This is a genomic window from Sphingomonas epibiotica (genome assembly GCF_039615155.1).
Classification (GTDB): Bacteria; Pseudomonadota; Alphaproteobacteria; order Sphingomonadales; family Sphingomonadaceae; genus Sphingomonas.
Genome location: NZ_JBDGHY010000050.1, coordinates 1 through 396, shown reverse-complemented (window position 1 = coordinate 396; position 396 = coordinate 1). Strand labels below are relative to the sequence as shown.

At 69.2% G+C, this 396-nt stretch carries 1 pseudogene; it reads right to left on the bottom strand.

Going from position 1 to position 396, the window contains the following annotated elements:
• Positions 1 to 396 (bottom strand): annotated as a pseudogene (locus tag AAIO73_RS20245) (acyl-CoA dehydrogenase); the annotation flags it as partial.

The following is a 396-nucleotide window of genomic DNA, read 5'->3' as shown; positions in this document are numbered from 1 at the left end:
CCGTGATGCCTGGAACGGATCGGAAGCGCGCTCGTGGGTGGTCAGGTGGTCACGCACCGCGTCCAGCAGACCCGCGATACCGCCGGCATGAACCGCGGCGAAGCGCAGCGCGCCTCCGCTGAAGAACGGCTCCCGCGCGTAGCTGCCGGGCTCGCCGATCGGGTCATCTTCACCGATCGCGGCGCGGGACCAGCGTACCAGATGTGTCTCCGACCGCTGCATGCCGATCGTCTGCCACCACTCCCGATCGATGGCAGGCGGATCGGCATCCAGGTCGAGCAGGAGCAGCTGCGGCCCGCGTTCGCTATCCGCGGTTACCAGCGCGTGAGTCAGTATCCCCGCCCCCGATGCATAGCCCTTGCCGCCGGTCAGCCGTCCGCCGGTAAGCACCAGCGG